18 protein-coding genes and 4 tRNA genes are annotated in these 18125 nt (G+C 48.6%); all 22 read left to right on the plus strand.

Annotation, left to right across the window (positions count from 1 at the left end; genetic code table 11):
• The first annotated feature begins 12 nt into the window (after positions 1 to 12).
• Complete coding sequence (locus B1H56_RS02895) at positions 13 to 2112, plus strand: penicillin-binding transpeptidase domain-containing protein (protein ID WP_066521315.1); 2100 nt, start codon at positions 13 to 15, stop codon at positions 2110 to 2112.
• A gap of 55 nt (positions 2113 to 2167) precedes the next feature.
• Positions 2168 to 3625, plus strand: coding sequence for a UDP-N-acetylmuramoyl-L-alanyl-D-glutamate--2,6-diaminopimelate ligase (locus tag B1H56_RS02900; RefSeq protein ID WP_066521312.1), 1458 nt, complete (start codon positions 2168 to 2170; stop codon positions 3623 to 3625).
• Between the two features lie 24 nt (positions 3626 to 3649).
• Entirely contained in the window at positions 3650 to 4663 is a 1014-nt protein-coding gene (mraY, locus tag B1H56_RS02905; protein ID WP_066521310.1) for a phospho-N-acetylmuramoyl-pentapeptide-transferase, read from the plus strand.
• Between the two features lie 21 nt (positions 4664 to 4684).
• Positions 4685 to 6040, plus strand: coding sequence for a UDP-N-acetylmuramoyl-L-alanine--D-glutamate ligase (gene murD, locus B1H56_RS02910; RefSeq protein ID WP_066521309.1), 1356 nt, complete (start codon positions 4685 to 4687; stop codon positions 6038 to 6040).
• Between the two features lies 1 nt (position 6041).
• On the plus strand, positions 6042 to 7196 hold the full coding sequence (gene ftsW / locus B1H56_RS02915) for a putative lipid II flippase FtsW (RefSeq protein ID WP_066740060.1): 1155 nt from the start codon (positions 6042 to 6044) through the stop codon (positions 7194 to 7196).
• 10 nt (positions 7197 to 7206) lie between these two features.
• Entirely contained in the window at positions 7207 to 8076 is an 870-nt protein-coding gene (locus tag B1H56_RS02920; protein ID WP_066521308.1) for a cell division protein FtsQ/DivIB, read from the plus strand.
• Between the two features lie 151 nt (positions 8077 to 8227).
• Positions 8228 to 9409, plus strand: coding sequence for a cell division protein FtsA (locus B1H56_RS02925; protein ID WP_066521306.1), 1182 nt, complete (start codon positions 8228 to 8230; stop codon positions 9407 to 9409).
• A 26-nt stretch (positions 9410 to 9435) separates the two neighbouring features.
• Positions 9436 to 10650: a cell division protein FtsZ gene (gene ftsZ, locus B1H56_RS02930; RefSeq protein ID WP_066521304.1), complete on the plus strand. Its 1215-nt coding sequence runs from the start codon at positions 9436 to 9438 to the stop codon at positions 10648 to 10650.
• 169 nt (positions 10651 to 10819) lie between these two features.
• Positions 10820 to 11425, plus strand: coding sequence for a sigma-70 family RNA polymerase sigma factor (locus B1H56_RS02935; RefSeq protein ID WP_066521302.1), 606 nt, complete (start codon positions 10820 to 10822; stop codon positions 11423 to 11425).
• 76 nt (positions 11426 to 11501) lie between these two features.
• Entirely contained in the window at positions 11502 to 11957 is a 456-nt protein-coding gene (nrdR, locus tag B1H56_RS02940) for a transcriptional regulator NrdR (protein ID WP_066521300.1), read from the plus strand.
• The gene (gene pgeF, locus B1H56_RS02945) at positions 11958 to 12800 is read left to right on the plus strand and encodes a peptidoglycan editing factor PgeF (RefSeq protein WP_066521298.1); all 843 of its coding nucleotides are present in this window, start codon (positions 11958 to 11960) and stop codon (positions 12798 to 12800) included.
• A 63-nt stretch (positions 12801 to 12863) separates the two neighbouring features.
• Positions 12864 to 14024, plus strand: coding sequence for a cysteine desulfurase NifS (nifS, locus tag B1H56_RS02950; RefSeq protein WP_121418963.1), 1161 nt, complete (start codon positions 12864 to 12866; stop codon positions 14022 to 14024).
• A 32-nt stretch (positions 14025 to 14056) separates the two neighbouring features.
• The gene (locus B1H56_RS02955; RefSeq protein WP_066521289.1) at positions 14057 to 14425 is read left to right on the plus strand and encodes an iron-sulfur cluster assembly scaffold protein; all 369 of its coding nucleotides are present in this window, start codon (positions 14057 to 14059) and stop codon (positions 14423 to 14425) included.
• Between the two features lie 66 nt (positions 14426 to 14491).
• On the plus strand, positions 14492 to 14746 hold the full coding sequence (locus tag B1H56_RS02960) for an IreB family regulatory phosphoprotein (RefSeq protein WP_066521288.1): 255 nt from the start codon (positions 14492 to 14494) through the stop codon (positions 14744 to 14746).
• Between the two features lie 67 nt (positions 14747 to 14813).
• Positions 14814 to 15224, plus strand: a complete 411-nt coding sequence (gene ruvX, locus B1H56_RS02965; protein ID WP_066521287.1) for a Holliday junction resolvase RuvX — start codon at positions 14814 to 14816, stop codon at positions 15222 to 15224.
• Positions 15225 to 15235: 11 nt separating this feature from the next.
• Positions 15236 to 15523 (plus strand): DUF1292 domain-containing protein, encoded by a 288-nt coding sequence (locus tag B1H56_RS02970; RefSeq protein ID WP_066521285.1) that lies wholly within the window; start codon positions 15236 to 15238, stop codon positions 15521 to 15523.
• Positions 15524 to 15637: 114 nt separating this feature from the next.
• A tRNA-Val gene (locus B1H56_RS02975) sits at positions 15638 to 15713 on the plus strand.
• 26 nt (positions 15714 to 15739) lie between these two features.
• A tRNA-Asp gene (locus B1H56_RS02980) sits at positions 15740 to 15816 on the plus strand.
• Positions 15817 to 15857: 41 nt separating this feature from the next.
• Positions 15858 to 15932, plus strand: a tRNA-Gly gene (locus B1H56_RS02985).
• A gap of 3 nt (positions 15933 to 15935) precedes the next feature.
• Positions 15936 to 16009, plus strand: a tRNA-Cys gene (locus B1H56_RS02990).
• Positions 16010 to 16292: 283 nt separating this feature from the next.
• Positions 16293 to 17075, plus strand: a complete 783-nt coding sequence (locus B1H56_RS02995) for a DeoR/GlpR family DNA-binding transcription regulator (RefSeq protein WP_066521278.1) — start codon at positions 16293 to 16295, stop codon at positions 17073 to 17075.
• A gap of 40 nt (positions 17076 to 17115) precedes the next feature.
• Complete coding sequence (locus tag B1H56_RS03000; RefSeq protein WP_066739982.1) at positions 17116 to 18102, plus strand: sugar phosphate isomerase/epimerase family protein; 987 nt, start codon at positions 17116 to 17118, stop codon at positions 18100 to 18102.
• Positions 18103 to 18125 lie beyond the last annotated feature (23 nt).

Consider the following 18125-nt stretch of genomic DNA (forward strand, 5'->3'; position numbering starts at 1 on the left):
GGAGTTAACGGTTTGGCAACCTCGCATGTCCTGATTACAAGAAAAAGACTGCTTGTCTTATTGATTATATTGATTGTACTCATTATCCTGCTCATGACGCGAGTGGGATATTGGTCTTTATGGAAAGGCGCGGACCTGAAGGCGCAGGCCGAATCGCAATGGGTCAAAGATACGGAGGTCAGCGCAAAGCGCGGTTCTATTATGGACCGGAATCAGCAAATTCTTGCACAAAGCGCGGCGGCCGATACGGTAGTGCTCCTGCCAGAAAAGATTGAGAAGGCGCAAAACGCAGGGGAGGTCGCGGATCAGCTTTCGCAGATACTCGGACTGGACCGTGAGGAAGTTTATCAGAAGGCCGCCAATACGGAGAAAAAGGAAATTTGGCTGAAAAGACAAATTTCCATGGAGCAATCAGAACAGATCGAAGCGCTCGATCTGGATGGAGTTGCTTTCCGGGACGATGTAAAACGCTTTTATCCCAATAAAGATTTTGCGGCGCAGGTGATTGGCTATACGACGCTTGACGGCGAAGGCCAGACGGGGATCGAGAGGCGCTACAACACCACGCTTTCGGGCCGTGCGGGCAGGCAGGTTGCTGAAACGGCGAAGGATGGAAGCGGTGTACCCAATGGGCAGGAAATGATGATTCAACCGCAGGACGGCTTGAATGTAGTGCTTACTATTGACGAAATCACCCAGAGCTTTTTGGAAACCGCCTGCAAAAAGCTTTATGAAACACAATCGCCGGAGAGCGTCCAAGGGCTTGTAATGGACGTAACCAACGGAGAAGTGCTCGCTATGGCGAACATTCCCGAATTTGACCTGAATTCTCCGCCGCGTGATGATGCGGAGGCGCTGTCTGCGCTTTCCGCCAATGTAATCACAGCTACCGCATACGAGCCGGGAAACATCTTTGGAATATTTACAGCAGCGGCGGCACTTGACAGCGGGACCCTAGGCGGCGAATACGCATGTACGGGTTCTCATATTGTGGATGGAGAAGTCATTACGTGCAGTAACGCTCATGGTTCGCAGGATATGGCGAATACGGTGCTGAACCATTGCAGCATAGGAGCGGCAATGCAGGCTGGCGCTATGGGGCGTGATGTGTTCTATCAATATTTGAAGGGATTTGGCTTCGGAACGAAAACAGGGATTGATTTCTCTACCGATACGGCAGGGGATCTGACCGAAAAACGTTATGCGCGGGAAGAAGATGTGGCGGTGATGGGTACGGGGACGGATCTTAAAATATCCCAAATGCAGCTTGCGGGCGCTGCGGGCTCCATAATAAACGGAGGCACCCTGTATACGCCTAAGATGGTGCTTGGCCTTTCCGATGCCGATGGCAATATGGTGGAATCCTACGAGCCGGAGGCAAAGGGACAGAGCGTTACGGCAGAAACGGCTGCGCAAATCAAAGCGGTAATGGAAAGCAGGGCACAGACGGATGGAGTTGCCGTTGCGGGCTACTCTACCGGCGCGATGTGCGGATATGCACATCAATATAAGGACGGAGCCGTCGTGCAGGGCAGAGTTGTTTCAACATATATTGCATATGCGCCGGCCGACGATCCAAAATATATGGTGATGATTACAGCTACGGGGATGCCCGCGACCGAGACCGTGGAAACGGCGTGCGCTCCATACGTGCAGGAAACACTGGAAGGGGCGCTTAAAAATGGAAATATTATGCCCAGTGAAAATATGCAGGAACAGGAGAAAGTAACTGTACCGAACGTCGTCGGAATGGAATTGCAGGAAGCGCGTGATGCGCTTGCAAATGCAGGCCTGCAGTCTTCCTATGATGGAAACGGCGTCGTAACCAGCCAGGTGCCGGCTGCGGATGAAACGGCCTATAAGAACAGCACGGTTACCCTTTCTATGGAGACTAAGGCGATGCAGCAGGAGGGAGCCGAAATGGTGACCGTCCCGGACTTCACAGGTATGGATATGGCGGCGGCCAGGGATACGGCAGTTTCTTCAGGGCTTGTATTTATTGCGAGAGGAAATGGCGTAGCACAGGGGCAATCGCCTGCGGCGGGAACGCAGGTCAGTAAGGGAAGTAATATCGTTGTTGATTTTAGACTACAAATTGCGTCTGCGGAGTAGAAGGATACAACACTTTGTGGTATAATATAATCCGGATTTCGGGAGGATGCTGAAAATGACATTGAATGAATTGTTTCGCGATATACCTTGCAAAGTATATGGGGACGGAGAAACAGAAATAAAGGATCTGAAATATGATTCCCGAAAAGTGCGCAAAGGAGATCTTTTCTTTTGTATCTCCGGATTTGCTGAAGATGGGCATAAGTATGCGCCGGATGCTGCGAAAAAAGGTGCGGCGGCGATCGTCGTAACGGAATATCAGGAAAAGCTTGACATACCGCAGGTCGTTGTAAAAAACGACAGGGAGACAATGGCGCTTGCAGCCTGCCGTTTTTTCGATTTTCCCGCCCGGCGGATGAAAATGATCGGCGTCACAGGGACGAATGGAAAGACGACAACTACGTATATGATTAAGGCCATTGCGGAACAGGCAGGACTGAAGGCAGGCCTCATTGGGACGATCCGCAATATAATAGGGGACAAAGTGATCCACACGGAACGTACGACACCCGAATCGATAGACCTGCAACGGCTGCTGAAAGAAATGGCGGATGAGGGCTGTGAAGTACTGGCAATGGAGGTGTCTTCGCATTCGCTGGTTCTGAAGCGCGTTTATGGGATTGATTTTGATATAGGTATTTTTACCAACCTGACGCAGGATCATTTAGATTTTCACGAAACGTGGGATAACTATATTCAGGCAAAAAGTATGCTGTTTGAGCAATCTGAGATTTCCGTAATCAATATCGACGATGATAGCGCAGCTAATATGATGGGGGCGGCCAAACGTGAGGTTGTTAAATACAGCGTGCTCCAGCCTATTCAATATGCGGCGAAGGATTTGGAGCTTACGCACGAAAAAACAAAATTTTCAGTTGAAATAGACGGGCGGGATTTGCACATTGAAGTGCCGATCCCCGGCTATTTTACTGTTTATAATGCAATGGCGGCAGTTGTGACGGCCAATGCCGCAGGAATTGACAGCTATTGCATCGAGCAGGGGCTGAAAAACATGAAGCCTGTAGCAGGGCGGTTTGAACCGTTGGATACCCACGGTCATGATTTCAGCATTATACTGGATTATGCCCATACGCCGGACAGCCTTAAAAATGCGCTTGATACGGCCAAAAGTTTTGCGCCCGCGCGGGTGGTGACAATTTTTGGCTGCGGCGGGAACCGGGATTCCAGCAAACGGGCTATTATGGGGAAGATCGCGGGGGAACGCTCCGATTTCACGATCATTACGTCGGATAATCCCCGGTTTGAGGAACCGGCAGCCATTATGGCACAGATCGAGGAAGGCATGAGGCAGACGGATGGAAAATACATCTGTATTGAGAACCGCAAGGAAGCGATCGAACACGCGGTCCGCAATGCCAAAAAGGATGATGTGATCCTTCTGGCAGGCAAGGGACATGAAGATTATCAGGAAATCAAAGGCGTAAAACACGACTTCGACGAAAAGGTGATTGTTGAGGAAATAATGAACAGGCTCGGGCCTGCGAAAAAATAAAGGAAAATTGAGGGTCGACGCTCTATGAATTTTATAACAGGAATGCTGCTTACGGTTTTGATTGCGTTTGTGATTACCTTTGCGGCATCAAAAATATTGATTCCCATTCTGAAAAAAGCAAAGGCGGGGCAGCATGTGCGCGACGACGGTCCGCAGACCCACCTTGTGAAGGAAGGGACGCCTACCATGGGCGGAATTGCGATGCTGGCAGGCATTATTGTGTCCAGTTTCATTTTTTCTTCCGGGGATATCAAATATACGCTGTTTGCGGTCATTACTGTTCTGGCGTTCACGGTTATCGGTTTTCTGGATGACGGTCTAAAGCTTTTCAAGAAACGCTCTCTTGGCCTGCGGGCCTGGCAGAAGATCGTATTGCAGCTCATTGCCGCGGCAGCCGTGGCCTGCCTTGCGTATTACTGGCTGGGGATTGATTTCGTAATGGTGCCGTTTTCTTCCGCGGACTGGCAGATGGGAGCGGGATTCATTCCCTTTACGATGTTTGTCCTGCTTGCAATGGTAAACAGCGTTAACCTGACGGATGGGCTCGATGGGCTTGCAACAGGGATTACATTGATTAATTCGTCTACATTTCTGCTTATTTTTGTACTGAGCGTAATTGGAGCGGTTGCGGTGACGGATGCGGAAGTCGTTAATGACATGTCCAATATGACGATGTTTACAGCAGCGGTTGCGGGGTCCTGTATTGCTTTTTTGTGTTTCAATGTGCACCCGGCAAAGGTCTTTATGGGAGACACCGGGGCGTTTGCGCTTGGCGCAGCGCTTACGGCAATGGGAATTGCGACTGGAATGCAGCTTTTCCTGCCCATTATGGGTTTTATGTTTGTGCTGTCGGCAGTTTCGGTTATCATTCAGGTCGGGTCCTTCAAGCTGCGCGGGAAGCGCGTGTTTCGTATGGCTCCGTTGCATCATCATTTTGAACTGGGCGGGGCAAGCGAAACGCAGGTCGTAACGGGTTATATGATTGCGACGACACTTTTGTGTATTGGCGCGTTTCTGATGTTCTTCTTCTCGTTTTAAGCGTACTTCAGGAGGCATATTATGGACTACAAAAATAAAAAAGTACTGGTCATCGGAATGGCGAAAAGCGGCGTTTCCTCTGCCGCGCTTCTGTGCAGGCTTGGCGCCGATGTGACGATTTATGATGTGAAGAAACGGGAAGATTTGCCGAAAGACCTGCTCCATGAGCTGGATGGGTTTTCCTATCGTGATATGCTGGGGCAGGACCCGATGGATAAAATTCCGGAAATGGATATCCTTGTTTTGAGTCCGGGCGTTCCGCTGGGATTGCCTTTCATCCGCCGGGCCTATGAACTCGGCAAGCAAGTTATTGCCGAGATCGAGCTTGGATTCGCCGTATCGAAGGCGGATTTTATTGCGATTACCGGCACGAATGGGAAAACGACAACGACGGCCCTGACGGGAGAAATATTTAAAAATGCCGGTATTTCAACGCATGTGCTGGGCAATATTGGGGTGCCAATCACACAAGAGGCGATGCAGACGGCACCGGGAGACGTGGTAGTCGCGGAGACAGCTGCGCTGCAGCTCGATACTATAGAATCCTATCGCCCGCGTGAAAGTGCGATCCTCAATATTACGGAAGACCATCTGGACCGTTATGGGACGATGGAAAATTATATTGCCGCCAAAGCGAAGATTTTTAAGAACCAGACTCCAAAAGATTATTGCGTACTGAATTTTGATAATGATATTGTCAGAGAGCTGGAACCGCAAATCAAAGCAAAGGTCGTTTGGTTCAGCGTGTCCACAGTGCCGCCGAATGGGGCGTACGTAAAAGACGGAATCATTTGTTTTTCACTGGACGGAAAAGAGCTTGATATTATGCCGGCGGAGGAATTGCGTATCCCCGGGCGGCATAACCTCGAAAATGCACTCGCGGCAACGGCTCTCGCGTGTTTGTATGGAATATCGGCGGAAGTAATAGCCAATACGCTTCGAACTTTTCCGGGAGTAGAACACCGCATCGAGTTTGTGCGTACGGTAAACGGCGTTACCTTTATCAACGACTCGAAAGGGACGAATCCCGACGCGACGCTCAATGCGATTCGCGCTATGGTCCGGCCCACGGTGCTTATTCTTGGAGGGTACGACAAAAAAAGTGATTTTGTGCCGCTGTATCAGGCATTTACGCCGATGATTAAGGCGGTAATTGTGCTTGGCGATACGGCAGGCAAGCTGATCGAGGCGGCCGAAAACTGCGGCTATCAAAACTATATCCGGGCAAATGGATTTGAAGATGCGGTTCTCAAAGCCTACAGTATAGCGGACGAGGGTGATAACGTATTGCTTTCTCCGGCATGCGCAAGCTGGGATATGTTTCGGAATTTTGAGGAGCGGGGGCGTATCTTCAAGGAAATTGTGAACGGACTTTAACATGCAGAAAAAGAGCATTTTACAAAAGGGATCGATCGATTATTCGATCTTGATCGTAACGTTGATATTAATCGCCTACGGGGTCATCATGGTATTCAGCGCCAGCTATTATATGGCGCAGTCTTCCAAGGAATATGATTACGATGGCTTGGCGCTTTTCAAAAAACAGTTGTTCGGCGCGGCAATCGGTTTGGCGGCAATGGTTTTTTTTGCATTTTTCGATTACAAAAAGCTGTTCAAGCTTCGCTATATTATTTTAGCGCTGGCCGGAATTTTTCTGGTTGCGGTGCTCATACCCGGCGTAGGAGTGAACCTGAATGGATCGTCGCGGTGGATCAGGGTGCTTGGCATCAGTATCCAGCCGGCGGAAATTGCAAAGATTGCGCTGATTATCTTTATCGCATCTTCAGTTTATCTCAACCGCAAGCGTATGGATACCCTGCGCTATGGAATGCTCCCCCCCCTTATTGTGCTTTTGCCAATTTGCGTACTTTTGTATTTCCAGCCGAATTATTCGGCGATCATTGTGCTGGCGGCGCTCACATTTATCATGATGTTTGTGGGTGGGGTGAAGGGCTGGCACCTTGCCGCATTGGGCGGCATCGGGGTTGTCGGAGGAGTCGTACTCATGGTGCAGGAGCCCTATCGGGTTGCGCGTCTCGCATCCTTTATGGATCCGTGGCAGAATCCGACGGGGGACGGCTACCAGGTAATACAGTCCTTATACGGCATCGGGTCGGGCGGGCTTTTCGGGCAGGGGATCGGAAACGGGACCCAAAAGCTCTCCTGGCTTCCTTATGGGGAGTCGGACTTTATTTTTTCGATCATTGCGGAGGAACTTGGACTCATCGGCGCGGTTCTGCTTCTCGCTTTGTTCATTTTCCTGATTTACAGGGGAATCAAGGTAGCGGCGACTGCCCCGGACCTGTTCGGGACAATGCTTGCGACAGGCATTATTACGCTGATCGGTTTGCAGGTGGTGGTCAATGTAGGCGTCGTGACCGCCTCTCTGCCGCCAACGGGGGTATCCCTGCCGTTCATCAGCTATGGGAGCTCTTCGCTGATTATATTTATGAGCATGATTGGGATATTGCTCAATATATCTAAACAGGGCAGGCGGATTATGATGGCAAACACAGTGCGCCAGAAGACATAATGGAGGAATCATGAAGGAACGGCGGAAAGCGCATAGTGTAGGGAAGACAATTTTGACGGTCGTGCTGGTGATCTTGATTCTTGCAGGAGCCGGTTACTTTACTTATGTTTATTTTCAGGTGGAAGACATCGAGGTGCAGGGCGATCATCCGGATTTTTCCAATGGTGATATCGCAAAGCTGGCGGATATCCAGCCAAAAACACATATGTTTTTCGTAGATACGGATGCAATCAAAGAAAAGATAGAAACGGAACCGTACCTCGAGGTAGACAGCATTACAAAAAAATACCCAAAGACCTTGGTGGTTGCTGTCGTGGAGCGTAAACCGGCGGCAGTGGTCCTATATTCGGACCAATACCCTTACCTTCTTGTGGACGTGAATGCTAACGTTCTTGAGATGCTGGCGGAGCCTCCGGCAGGGACATATCCTACGGTGACGGGCTTCGCGATCGATGCGGTGAACCTGGGAAAACAAATTTCAACACAGGACAGCTTTAAGCTTACAGTCTATACGGAGCTGATAAATGCGCTTGAAGAAAAAGAAATTAAAGACCTGATAGAAACGGTGGACCTGACGGATATCAACAACATCAAAATGAAAACCCGTGACGGCCTTGAAATTAAATTTGGGCAGTCTGACAAGGTAACTGATAAGGTGAAAATGATAAAGCGCATGATTCCAAAGCTTGCCGCGAGCGGAGGGAATACAACGGGGATATTAGACGTAACGATGGGGATATCGGCAACCTATCAGCTTACCGAAGACAGTACGCCCACAACGCAGGAGGACGGAATGCAAACTCCAGAGGATGACAACGCGCAGGGGGATGGGGGAGATGCCGATCCCAATGAAGGAGCTTCGCCGCAGAGCGGCGAATAGGTCTTTCTGCTATTGTGCAATATGTCCGGCCAAACGGGGCGAATATGACAAAAAATATACAAAAGTGTTTTGTTTTCCAAATAAATGTGATATTATATGCATAATGGTTTCTTATGTATAATGGAAACAGGATGCTAAGGTTGGTTTTTGAATGAGAGATTTCAAAACGGTTATCGAATTCGGTACTTCAAAAATTTCCTGCACCGTCGCTGAAAAAAAACAGCGTATGGGGCTGGAGGTTTTAGGGTACTCGCAGATTCCCTATGCGGGAATTAAAAAATCAAATTGGGTGGATTCCAAAAATGTGATTTATGCCTTGGAACAGGCATTGGAATCGTGTGAACGGCAAACCGGATTTCGTATCAGAAGCGCTGATGTCGGGATACCGGGTTCTTTTATTAAGGTCATCACGCAGACGGCTCAGGTGCCGGTAAAAGGACGTGTTACCGAGCGTGATGTCGACCGTCTGGTTGACCGCGCGCGCCGGTTCGATATCCTTGACGATTTGACACTGGTGCACGAGTGGCCCGCGTGGTTCCTGCTTGACGATAAAAATGTCTATCTCGAGCCCTACGACATTCCGACAAAGACTCTGCGCGGGTGCGCTTCTTTTACGTTCGCGAATAAATTTTTCCTGAAGGATGTCATGGATCTTTTGAATCATTTGGGAGTCCGGATAGATTATTTTATTCCCGAGCCGCTTGCCGAGGCGCTTTATCTGCTCACGGCTGAAAAACGGGATTCTTTTGCAGCGTTAGTAGACATTGGTTATTACAGCACGAATGTTTCCCTGATCTATGGCGATTCCATCTTGTATTTTGCCACGATTCCGATGGGCGGCGGCCATATCACAAGTGATATTTCCTATGCCATGAAGGTTGAGGCGGAAACGGCGGAGCAGCTGAAACGCCGGTATACATTTGGCCTGAGCGATAACAACAGCATTTCCCAATTGTTTGCAAAGGACTCGGAAGGGAAGCTTAAAAAATATCCTTATGATTTATTAAAGGAAATTATCGATGCGCGTGTCGAACATCTGATTACCTATATCGACCAGCATGTGGCCAAGGCGGAGGCAAAAATCGGCAGAAAAATCAACGTCTACCTTACAGGCGGAGGCCTTGCTTTCATGAAAGGCTCGGATAGCTTTTTCCGGGCGGTGTCCGGCAGGATACCTTCCCTGATAAAGGTTCCGAATACAAAGCTGCAGCCGCCGGATATGCATTCGGCGTATGCACTTATGCAATATGCGTATGACGGTTACATTCAAAGCAAACCACCAGCCAAAAAGAAAGGACTTTTTGGGAAAGGAAAGGATGTACTGTTTGAATAATTTATCCATAACAAGGAGGAAAACAAATGTCACTCGAATTTGATAATAACAGTGAAAATTTCGCGAAGATTCGCGTTTTCGGTGTTGGCGGTGCGGGAAACAATGCTGTCAACAGAATGATAGAATTTGGCGTAAAAGGAGCGGAGCTTATTGCGGTAAATACTGATAAGCAGGCTTTATTCCTGTCAAAGGCGGATCAGAAAATCCAAATCGGCGAAAAGCTTACAAAGGGTCTTGGGTCCGGAGCGGACCCGGGTACAGGCCGTAAAGCGGCAGAGGAAAGCAGGGACGAGCTGGAGCAGGCGGTAAAGGGGGCTGATCTTGTATTTGTATCCTGCGGCCTTGGCGGTGGCACAGGCACAGGTGCGGCGCCGGTTATTGCCGAAATCGCGAAGGAAGACGGCTGCCTCACGATCGGTTTTGTCACTAAGCCTTTCTGGTTTGAGGGGCATCCGCGCGCGAAGGCTGCGGAAGTGGGGTTTGAGGATTTGAAATCGGTTGTGGACACGATCGTCACGATCCCCAACGATAAGCTGTTGAATACGGTCGGAAAGGATACTCCGCTTGTCGACGCGTTTCGCGTGGCGGACGATGTCCTGCGTCAGGGAATCCAGGGGATTATCGACCTGATCGGCAAGCCGGCACTCATCAATCTGGACTTTGCAGATGTTAAGAAGGTTATGACCCTGCGCGGTATTGCGCACATGGGCATTGGAATCGGCTATGGCGAAAATAAAACGGTGGAAGCCGCGAAGCAGGCGATCAATAGTCCCCTGCTGGATACCACAATCGAAGGTGCACGGGGAATCATCTTTAATGTGACAGGCGACCCTTCCCTTGGTATGTATGAGATTCAGGAAGCTGCGAAGATCATTCAGGAGGGGGCAGATCCGGAGGCGGATGTGTTCTTCGGTGTGTGCATTGATCCCTCGCTTGACGACGAAGTGCGCATTACTGTGATTGCAACCGGCTTTGACGCACCAGAGACGGCAGGTATGCCCAAAGTTCAAAAACAGAAGGTAGAAGAGAAGATCGAATTTACGGACGAGGTTTCCCTGAATCTGGAACCTCCGATTCCGCATCGTGAAAAGGCGACCTTGAATACGAACACTTCTCCCATGCCGGAATTAAAGGAATCTGGAGTAAAAGATCCTGAGCCTTTGGATGCATTCGGGGATGAAGACCTCGAAATTCCTTCCTTCCTGAAAAAGAAGCCAAGAAGGAACCGCACCGATTATTAATTCCAACAGATAGTATAAGGCCTTTTTCTTAAAGAAAAGGGCCTTTTTTTCATTAAATATAAATAAACATAAAATTTCATTAAATAATTTCATTAAAACCTACATAAATCGACATAATTCATTGAGTAAATAATGTTACCATACAGCCAAAAGCAGCAAGGGGACGGGAATGAAGAAACAGCTGTGTGGCAAGGAAAATGCAGGCGTACCGCTTTTCCCGGCAAAAGACCTGCCTGAAATAAGCGGACCGGGATTGTACGAAAAAAGGTCGCTGGTTGAAAAGAATCTTGCGATCGTTACATTTGTGGCAAACAAATATACTGGACGGGCAACTGAATTTGAAGATCTGGTATCGGTGGGGAACATTGGACTGATTAAAGCGGCGGACACCTTTGACCCCTTTAAAAATGTACAATTTTCCACCTATGCTTCCCGTTGTATTGAAAATGAAATTTTGATGTATCTTCGCAAGAATACAAGACGCGAAGTGCCGCTGGGAAACTGGAAGGCAGAGAGGATGGCGGAATCGGGCGAAGATCTGGTATGGGCGGAAATGGAACGCAGTATTGATCTTGCAAGAGTTAAGGAAACCGCGAAAAGGCTTCCGCCAAAGCAGAAAAAGATCATCTGTCTGCGTTTTGGCTTTGGAGGAGAACGGCAAAGGACCCAAAAGGAAGTTGCCAGGATCGCCGGAGTCTCTCAGTCGTGCGTCAGCAAAGTGGAACGAAAATTCAGCTTCCTTTTAAAGGCGGCTATGGGCGATGATGTCAAATAGTGAAAAACCATGTATTTCTTATGAAAATGTGATATACTGAACACAATAGATCTAATTTACTGCGGAGGAAAAGCGAGTGAAATGTATTTATTGTGATTTTCCGGAAAGCAAAGTGGTTGATTCCCGTCCGGTCGACGATGGGACCTCCATCCGCAGGCGGAGAGAATGCCTGAAATGCGGGAAGCGCTTCACAACCTATGAAAAGGTTGAGAGTCTTCCTGTTTTTGTAATTAAAAAGGACGGAAAGCGGGAAGTATTTGATATTGAGAAGGTCAAGAAGGGCATTGTGAAAGCGTGCGAGAAACGCGAAGTGTCTTTTCAGGATATCGAAGAGCTGATTAACGAGATTGAGCGTTCCGTGTATAATTCTCCAAGTCAGGAAATCACGTCCCACGAGGTCGGGGAGATTGTGATGGAAGGCCTGCGAAAGCTCGATGAAGTCGCCTATGTGCGGTTTGCATCTGTTTATCGCCAGTTCAAAGATATCAATACATTCCGGGAAGAACTCAACAAGCTTTTGACGGAGAAATAAATGAACGCGTTTGAAACAAGGGTAAAGCGCGGTTTTTTACTGCAGGAAAAAAGCGGGGTTTCTTTTCTAACGATTCCTTCTTTTCTGGAAGCGGGCTTTTGGAAGCATTGCTATACAACGCGCAAGGGCGGTGTCAGCCGGGGATGCTATGCGTCCCTTAATCTGAGTAAAACAAGGGAAAATTCCCCGGAGAACAAAGAAGAGAATTACAGGCGTGTCTGCCGGGTTCTTGACGTATCCTATGAATCGCTTGCCCTGGTGAATTATGCGCATGGGGACGGCATTTACAATGCTTCCGTTGCGGATGCAGGCAAGGGAATTACACGCGAAAGCGATCTGCCTCCATGTGACGCGATGATTATCTATGAGACGGGAATTACTGCGGTTACGCTGCACGCGGATTGTGTTCCTGTCTTTTTTGCGGATAAAAAACAGAAAATCGCCTGCGTAAGCCATGCGGGCTGGAGGGGCGTTTACGAAGGCCTTCCGGCCAAGATCGTACAAACGTTCCTGCATAAATACGGGTCGGCGCGGAAAGATATCCTGATTGGGATAGGTCCCCACATTATGGCTGAGTGTTTCGAGGTGCGCGAAGACGTAGCGCAGCCTTTTAGCGAACGTTTCGGGAGCGAGACGGTCATCCGTAAGAACGGTAAGCTGTATGTCGATTTGCAGCATGCAATCTTGGAGCAGCTTGACCGCGCAAATGCCTTGCCGGAGAATATCACCTGCGCAGATATCTGCACCTATACAAGGGAGGACTTGTTCTTTTCCCACCGCAGGGATCGGGGAAATACCGGCGCAATGGGATCGTTTATCAGTCTCGAAACAAAAACTGTTTAAAGGAAAAATGACCGGTTTATTAATTAACCGGATAAGAATCTCAGATCAAAGAAGGTAGATGCGATGGACAGGATTTATTTGGATTACGCAGCGACGACCTACGTAAAAGATGAAGTGCTCGAGGCGATGAAGCCTTATTATAAAGAACACTTTGGAAACCCTTCAAGTATGTATGAAAGCGGAAGATATGCGAAAAATGCGCTCGATAAGGCGCGGGAAGACGTTGCAAAGTGTATTGGCGCGAAATATGCCAATGAGGTATATTTTACGGCGTGCGGTACGGAAAGCGATAACTGGGCCCTCAAAGGCGTGATGGAGGCCAACAAGGCCAAGGGAAAGCATTTGGTTACGACCGCTGTTGAGCACCACGCGATTATGGATACGGCTGAATATCTAAAGAAAAATGGCTATGACGTTACCTTTTTACCGGTAGATGAATATGGAATGGTAACAGCGCAGCAGGTAAAGGATGCAATACGGGACGATACGGTTCTCGTGTCTGTGGTTTATGCCAACAATGAAGTGGGTACGATTAACCCCATTGCCGAGATCGGCAAGGTGACGCGTGAGGCGGGCGTGCTTTTCCACACGGATGCGGTACAGGCCGCCGCCCATCTGCCGCTTGACGTTCAGGCGGCTAATGTAGATTTATTGTCCGTTTCGGCGCATAAGTTTTATGGCCCGAAGGGAATTGGAATGCTCTACATTCGCAATGGAGTTAAGATTGAGCGCTTTATGCACGGCGGCGCGCAGGAGCGGAAACGCCGCGGGGGGACGGAAAACGTGCCGGAGATTATTGGGCTCGCCAAGGCACTCGTCATGGCGACGGAAGAATTGGAGGAAACAAACAGCAGGCTCACAGAGCTGAGGGACTACATGATCCATGAGATCATGGAAAAGATTCCTTACACCAAGCTCAATGGACATCCGGAAAAGAGATTGTGCAACAATGTAAATATTTCGCTGGAATTTATTGAAGCGGAGGCCTCGCTTCTGAGCCTTGACCTTGCGGGGATCGAGTGTTCGAGCGGTTCTGCGTGCGCCAGCGGTTCGCTGGAATCCTCGCATGTATTGCTTGCTATGGGAATCCCGCCGGAGATTGCAAAGGGCGCGCTTCGCTTTACCATGGGAGAAACGACCACCAGGGAACAGGTGGACTATACGGTAAATGAGCTCGTGAAGCTTGCGGAACGGCTGCGGAAAATATCGCCGTTGTTCAGGTAGGCGCACGCATAAAGAAAAAGGAGACAGAAGAAATGTATACGGAAAAACTAATCAAACATTTTCAGGAGCCTCATAATGTAGGCGTTATGGAGGATGCGGATATTGTAGGCGAGGCGGGAAGCCCTACCTGTGGAGATACCACGACGGTCTATCTGAAGATGGACGGTGATGTCATCAAGGATATTTCCTTTCAGACCTATGGCTGTGCCGCAGCGATTGCAAGTTCAAGTATCCTGACGGATATGGTCAAGGGAAAGACGATAGAAGAAGCGCTGAAAATCACCAAGAATGATATTGTAGATGAACTTGGCGGAATGCCGGCTGAAAAGGTGCATTGTTCGCTTCTTGCGGAGGATGCTCTTAAGGCTGCGCTTAGTAAGGTGCTCGCGGAGAACAAATAGCAATTTACTTCCTGGCCCGTTTGGGTTATAATAAAAGCAGGCAGTTACAGTAAAGGAGGCGGGGCAATGTCAGATTTCGATAAGACGATGCAATTCAATTTCGATAAGGAACTGGAGAATCCTGTGCGCGGTATCATCCGTATCGTAAGCGAGGCAATGCGTGAAAAAGGTTATGATCCGGTGAACCAGCTCATAGGCTACATCGTTTCCGGTGACCCGACCTACGTGACAGGGTATAAAAACGCGCGTTCCCTTATTGCAAGCGTCGACCGTGACGAACTGCTTGAGGAACTCGTAAGTTACTATATCAAGCAAATGTAAAACAATTGAATCACGCCTGAATCAGAAACTGGCAGGCGTGATTTTTTGTATATATAAGGAGAATTGAGTGGGCAGGGTTTTAGGATTAGACGTAGGAGATGTACGTATCGGCGTGGCGCTTTCCGATTTATTGATGATTACCGCGCAGGGGATTGAAACCTATACGCGCCGGGATGAAGAAGCGGATATTCGTTATTTTTGCGAACTTATGGACTGTCGGGATGTAGATACCCTTGTGGTGGGACTTCCTAAAAACATGAATGGAACGTTAGGCGAACAGGCGGAAAAGGTTCAGGATTTTGCCGAAAAATTGAAAGCCGCCTGCGGCAGAAAGCTTGTTTACTGGGATGAACGGCTGACAACTAAAAGCGCCCATCGGACATTGCTGGAAGCTGATATGAGCCGGAAAAAACGAAAGGCGGTCGTGGACAAAATTGCCGCCGTATATATTTTGCAAGGTTATATGGACAGCTTATAAGGAGGAGAACAATGAACGAAGAAGAAATGAACTTGATTGAAATGCAGGACGAAGACGGGAATGTAATGAAGTTCGAGCATCTGCTTACTTTTGAAGTGGATGAAGATTTTTATGTCGCCTTTACGCCCATTGAGAAAATGGAAGAGTTTGACGTGGGCGAAGTTTTGATTATGCGGATCAGGGAGGACGATGAAGGGGATGTATATTTGCCTATTGAAACGGAAAAGGAGCTGGACGAACTGTGGGCGATTTTTCAGCAGCTTTATTATGAAGACGATGGCGAAGAAGGGGAGGAATAATCGGAAGGATGGCCTGGACAAAACTTTAAAAAAAGTTTCATGAAGGCTTGACAGGGACGTGAGTTTATAATAAAATAATAAACGCGCTGTGAATTCGGTGCGTATGTGATGTGTGGGAGTATAGCTCAGCTGGGAGAGCATCTGCCTTACAAGCAGAGGGTCACAGGTTCGAGCCCTGTTACTCCCACCATTCAATTCTTGCTAATTTATTTCTATGGCCTGGTAGTTCAGTTGGTTAGAACGCTAGCCTGTCACGCTAGAGGTCGAGAGTTCGAGTCTCTTCCAGGTCGCCATAGAATCCCTTTCCGGGCTTCCGGGCCCGGAGGGAACATAAGCGGGAGTGGCTCAGTGGTAGAGCGTCGCCTTGCCAAGGCGAATGTCGCGAGTTCGAATCTCGTCTTCCGCTCCAAATGGCGCCATAGCCAAGTGGTAAGGCAGGGGCCTGCAAAGCCCTTACCCCCAGTTCAAATCTGGGTGGCGCCTCCAGCCGCTAAAGCGGTACCGGATATCGCAACTTACATTTGTGAGTTGCGATATTTTTTTGCTCGAAAGCCGTACGAAGCGGCTGATGCTGGCATTTTTATTCAGAAAATGAAAACATTTAAGGAATTGGCAAAATATGTTGTGATTATTCCTGAAATATTTCAAAATAATAGTTGACGAATGTGGCTTTTTGTTGTACTATAGCATTAAACAAACAGAAAACAACTAAAATCAACAATTCCAAACAAGAATAGATGATCGTATCATGGAAGACAGGAGGTGCAAAATGCTGGCAGTAGAGCGCAAAAGTAAAATTATTGATCTTCTGGAAGCCAGGGGGCAGGCGGAAGTGAGCGAGCTTGCGCAGATGCTGAGCGTTGTGCCGGAAACGATACGCCGCGATTTGAAAGAACTGGAAATGCAGGGAGTCTTGCAGCGAACCCATGGAGGGGCTGTGCTTGCGGAGAAAAAGGAAGCCGACACGCTGCATTCGCTTAGAATAAAGCAACATTATAAAGAAAAGGTAAAGCTGTGCAAAAAGGCTGCACAGTTCATCGAAGAAGGAGATACGATTTTTGTCGACAACAGCACCACTCTTTTAAACCTGATTCGTTTTATTAATCCGGAATATAGCGTAACCCTGCTCACCAATTCCGTAGATGTGCTGCAGCTTGCGTCGACGCTTGAAAACCAGGTTACCGTTATCAGCAGCGGAGGAGTGCTGCACCGGGAGAAAATGTATCTTTCAGGATCGATTGCCGAATATATGCATACCGAATTTATTCCGTCAAAGGCATTTATTTCGTGTTATGGGATTTCACTGGAGTATGGGCTTTCGGATTGCAGTATGAATGAAGCGGCGTTCAAAAAAAATATGATGCAGGTAAGCCAAAAAACGTTTTGTATCGTGGATCATACTAAATTTGAAAAAAACGGCCCGGTGAAGCTTACCGGGATCGACGCATGCGACGTTCTGATTACAGATAAGCGCCTAGAGCCCCGTTATCAGGAGATGCTGCAATCGGACAATGTAATTATGGATATTTTTCATTGCGAAGAGCGTGAATGATAAATAATTTAAATAAAATAAAAAATGCGGAGGTAAGGAAATGAAGTTAGGATTCTTTGCGGCAAACTATGCGCATCTGAGCCTTGAAGAAGTGGCAAAGATCATGAGCGAGCATGGTTATGAGATGATGGAGATTCCGGCGTACATAGGGAATGGGCAGTTCGACTGCGACGAGATTCTGAAAGGGAACAATGCGGAAACCCTGAAAAAGATGCTGGAGAGTTATGGGATTACGATCTCGGCGCTGTCAAACCATGCGGACTCACTGCTGATCCTGGGGCCGTGGGGAGAGGATACGGACGGACTGTACAAAGGAACGAAGGAAGAAAAGATCAAGTACGGAACGGAGAGCCTTATCAAGACGGCGCAGGCGGCGAACGCGCTGGGGGTTCCGGTGGTAAACGGCTTTACGGGAGTGACGAACTGGGGGAGGTATTTTCCGTTTCCGTGCCCCCAGGGATGGGAAATGATGGAGAGGGATTTCGTGAAGTATTTCACGCCGATCCTGGACAAATTCAAGGAATATGGAGTGAAGTTTGCGGTAGAGCCGCATCCGAACAACTTCATCTATGATATTCACACGGCGAAGAAGGCGATCGAGCTTGTGGACGGGCATCCGTGCCTCGGGTTCAATATGGACCCGGCGAACCTGATCTACCTTGGGCTTCGGATCGAGAACTTTGTGGACGAGCTGGGAGACAGGATATTCCATGTACACGCAAAGGACGGGGAGATCGTAGAGCACAACATCCAGTACGGAGGGATTCTGATGCAGGGGGACTGGCAGAGGCTTGACCGTACGTTCCGGTTCCGGATACCTGGCTGGGGGAGCGTGCCGTGGAAGAAGGTGATTACGGAGCTGTCGATGGTGGGATATGATTACGTTCTGAGCTATGAGCATGAAGATGTGACGATGAGCGTAGGAGACGGAGTGGAGAAGGTATCGGCCTTCCTGAAGCCATTGATTATCAAGGCGCCGTATGAGGGAAGACGCGATAAGATATTCAACAATCCCTGCGAGAAATAAGTCTATTAAATAAGCTAAGTATA

It is taken from the genome of Christensenella minuta (assembly GCF_003628755.1).
GTDB classification, from domain to species: domain Bacteria; phylum Bacillota; class Clostridia; order Christensenellales; family Christensenellaceae; genus Christensenella; species Christensenella minuta.